Origin of the sequence: Pseudomonas sp. PDM03, assembly GCF_014852385.1 — a bacterium.
Classification (GTDB): domain Bacteria; phylum Pseudomonadota; class Gammaproteobacteria; order Pseudomonadales; family Pseudomonadaceae; genus Aquipseudomonas; species Aquipseudomonas migulae.
This window is the reverse complement of the sequence record NZ_JACVBM010000041.1, coordinates 1-3,516: the sequence shown is the minus strand read 5'-3', so window position 1 is coordinate 3,516 and position 3,516 is coordinate 1. Positions and strand designations below refer to the sequence as shown.

At 58.4% G+C, this 3,516-nt stretch carries 4 protein-coding genes; 3 read left to right on the top strand and 1 reads right to left on the bottom strand.

Going from position 1 to position 3,516, the window contains the following annotated elements:
• Positions 1-136 precede the first annotated feature (136 nt).
• Positions 137-1,159: a 23S rRNA (adenine(1618)-N(6))-methyltransferase RlmF gene (gene rlmF / locus IB254_RS29300; protein ID WP_192420940.1), complete on the top strand. Its 1,023-nt coding sequence runs from the start codon at positions 137-139 to the stop codon at positions 1,157-1,159.
• Positions 1,160-1,366: 207 nt separating this feature from the next.
• Here rlmF and IB254_RS29295 read toward each other — a convergent pair whose 3' ends face one another.
• Positions 1,367-1,648, bottom strand: a complete 282-nt coding sequence (locus IB254_RS29295) for an HU family DNA-binding protein (protein WP_007905514.1) — start codon at positions 1,646-1,648, stop codon at positions 1,367-1,369.
• A 406-nt stretch (positions 1,649-2,054) separates the two neighbouring features.
• On the opposite strand from IB254_RS29295, the gene yejK reads away from it, so the two are divergent.
• Both yejK and IB254_RS29285 read left to right on the top strand, forming a co-directional pair.
• Positions 2,055-3,059 carry a nucleoid-associated protein YejK gene (gene yejK / locus IB254_RS29290; RefSeq protein WP_008026670.1) on the top strand — a complete coding sequence of 335 codons (1,005 nt, stop codon included), beginning with the start codon at positions 2,055-2,057 and terminating at the stop codon, positions 3,057-3,059.
• Positions 3,059-3,409, top strand: coding sequence for a glutaredoxin family protein (locus IB254_RS29285; protein ID WP_192420938.1), 351 nt, complete (start codon positions 3,059-3,061; stop codon positions 3,407-3,409). The genes yejK and IB254_RS29285 overlap by 1 nt, the downstream gene beginning before the upstream one ends.
• The last annotated feature ends 107 nt before the right edge of the window (positions 3,410-3,516 follow it).

Here is a 3,516-nt window from a genome sequence, read left to right as displayed (position 1 = left end):
GCGGCGCGGTGCATCTGATCCACCGCGTCGCCTGGATCGCCAGCAAGCCGGCTCCTACAGAAACGCGCACCGCGTTGTGGCGATAGATATGGGACAATACCCGCCACTTTCAGCCATACCCGAATCGACAACGCCCATGACCGCCCCCCGCACACCCCGCCCTGCGCGCAAGAAGCCTGACCCCGCCACCCCGGCCAAAGCCGTGGAACCGCGTGAAAAGGCCAGCTTGCACCCGCGCAATCGCCATCAGGGTCGTTACGACTTCCCGGCGCTGATCAAAACCACGCCGGAACTGGCGAAGTTCGTGATCATCAACCCGTATGGCAAGGAAAGCATCGACTTCGCCAGCCCGGACGCGGTGCGGGTGTTCAACCGGGCGCTGCTGAAATCGTTCTATGGGATCGCCCATTGGGACATTCCGGCCGATTACCTCTGCCCGCCGGTGCCGGGCCGTGCTGATTACGTGCACTTTCTGGCCGACCTGCTGGCCAGCGTCAATGACGGCGAAATCCCGCGTGGCGCGCCGGTCAAGGTGCTCGACATCGGCATGGGCGCCAACTGCGTCTATCCGCTGATCGGCTACAGCGACTACCGCTGGCACTTCCTCGGTTCGGAAATCGACCCGACGGCCGTGGCCGCCGCCAAAGCCATCGTCCAGTCCAATGGTCTGAACAAGGCCATCCAGTTACGCCAGCAGACCAATCCCAAGCACATTCTGCTGGGCTTGCTCGAACCCGGCGAACGCTTCGACCTGACCATGTGCAACCCGCCGTTCCACGCGTCGATGGACGAAGCGACCAAAGGCAGCGAGCGCAAATGGCGCGCCTTGGGCCGCGCCGACCCGAAACGCAAACTGCCGGTGCTGAACTTCGGCGGTCAGTCGGCCGAATTGTGGTGCGAAGGCGGCGAAGCCCGTTTTGTGACACAGCTGATTGCCGAGAGCGCGCACTTTCAGCACAAAGTGCTGTGGTTCAGCACCCTGGTCTCGAAAGCTTCGAACCTGCCGGCGATTGAGACGGCGCTGAAAAAGGCCGGGGTTCTGGAAAGCCAGGTCGTGGAAATGTCCCAAGGCCAGAAGCAAAGCCGCTTCGTTGCGTGGACCTTCCAGACCAAGAGCGAACAGCAAGTCTGGCGCCAGCGTTGGGTTAAAAAAAGCTGAGTAATTGACCACCGCAGATCAACTGTAGGAGTGAGCCTGCTCGCGATGGCTGCGTGTCAGTCAACGATGATGTCAACTGATGCGACGCTATCGCGAGCAGGCTCGCTCCTACAGGGGATTAGTGGTGCCTGTGGCTCAGTCGCCAAATCGCAGGCACAAAAAAACCGTGCCCGGATCACTCCGGAGCACGGTTTTTTTTACTGCGTCTTACTTGTTAACAGCGTCGGTCAGGCCTTTGGCCACAACCAGCTTGATAACTTTCTTGGCAGCGATTTCGATGGCAGCGCCAGTCGAAGGGTTACGGCCGGTACGGGCAGGACGCTCAGTCACTTTCAGCTTGCCGATACCTGGCAGAGTGATTTCGCCGCCGTTTTCCAGCTGATCGGCAACGATTTGGCCCAGTTGGTCCAGAGCGTTACGCGCGGTGGTTTTTGGCGCGTCGATAGCTTCAGCGATGTCGGCGATCAGTTGGTCTTTAGTAAGAGCCATGTAGTGTTCCTTCCCTATCAAATTCATATGGATTGCAGAGTGCAGTGTCAGCCATCGAGCCCGATCTTCTGGATCTGGCACCCTCGGCCAATAACCACGGGATCGGGGTTATAGATACCGAAATCAGGGTTTGGTTCGACCTGACAAATGCTGAATGCACGCTTAACGCAGTGACTTCGCGTAAGACCGGGCAAAACTAGCACAGAGACGGGGAAATATCCGCCTCTTGCTACCCATTTGGTCAGCTTTATTGCTCTAAAACAGGAAAAAACTGCATAAGGGCCGTCGGTCGGCTACGAATTGCCCTTCGCACCGCGCCAAAACCAGTGGTTGCGGTACACTTGGCACTTTTTCGGGAGCCTGCCCTGCTCTCTCCAACAAGCCGTATCAAACAGCCGAGAAGCCCATGCCGATCCGTCATTGCATCGTCCACCTGATCGACAAAAAACCCGACGGCACGCCCGCAGTTCTCCACGCTCGCGACTCTGAACTGGCCGAGTCGAGCGCCATCGAGAACATGCTTGCCGACCTCAACGAGAGCTACAACGCCAAACAAGGCAAGGCCTGGGGTTTCTTCCATGCCGAATCCGGGGCGCACCCGTTCAGCGGCTGGCTGAAGGAATACCTCGACGGCGGCAAGGACTTCACGGCATTCAGCCGCGTGGCGGTGGAACACCTGCAGAAGCTGATGGAAGAGTCGAACCTCTCCGTGGGCGGCCACGTGCTGTTTGCGCATTACCAGCAGGGCATGACCGATTACCTGGCGATCGCGCTGCTGCACCACAGTGAAGGCGTTGCCGTGACCGATCAGCTGGACGTGACCCCGTCCCGCCACCTCGATCTGGGCCAGTTGCACCTGGCAGCGCGAATCAACGTCTCAGAGTGGCAGAACAACAAACAGTCCAAGCAGTACATTTCGTTCATCAAAGGCAAGAACGGCAAAAAGGTTTCGGAGTATTTCCGCGACTTCATCGGCTGCCAGGAAGGCGTCGACGGCCCGGGAGAAACACGCACGCTGCTCAAGGCGTTCAGCGACTTCGTGGAAAGCGAAGATTTGCCGGAAGAGTCCGCCCGCGAAAAAACCAAGACCCTGGTGGATTACGCCAGCAGCCAGGCAAAAATGGGTGAACCCATGGGCCTGGAAGAACTCTCCGAGCTGATCGACGAAGAGCGCCCAAAAGCCTTCTACGATCACATTCGCAACAAGGACTACGGGCTTTCGCCAGAGATCCCGGCGGACAAACGCACCCTGAACCAGTTCCGCCGCTTCACCGGTCGCGCGGAGGGTCTGTCGATCAGCTTCGAAGCGCACCTGCTGGGCTCGAAGATCGAATACGACGAAGAAGCCGGCACGCTGATCATCAAAGGCCTGCCGACTCAGCTGACTGACCAGCTCAAGCGACGCAACTGATGATTGGCAGTGTGCTGAAGAAATTCCTGCTGATCCTGCTGGTGGTTGTGGTTTATCAGAACTGGGGCAAGATCGAGCGGGTGTTCAACCCCTCGCAGGTGGTGTCGGAACAGACTCAGGCCAAGGCTAACGTCGTGCTCTACGTCACTGAATGGTGCGGTTACTGCAAACTGACCCGGCGCTTTCTTGATCAGAAAGGCATTCCGTACAAGGAGTTCGACATCGAGAAAGACGCCGTGGCGCGCAAGGCTTATGAAGCGTTGGGTGGCGGCGGGATTCCGATCATCGACGTCAACGGAACGCTGATTCGCGGGTATGACCCGGATACCATCCTCGCGGCCTTGAAGTAACTCCTGAACACAACACAATCCCTTGTAGGAGCCGGCTTGCTGCGGGCGGCGTTCCGACGATAGCGGTGGGTCAGTCGATGAATATGTTGACTGATACACCGCTATCG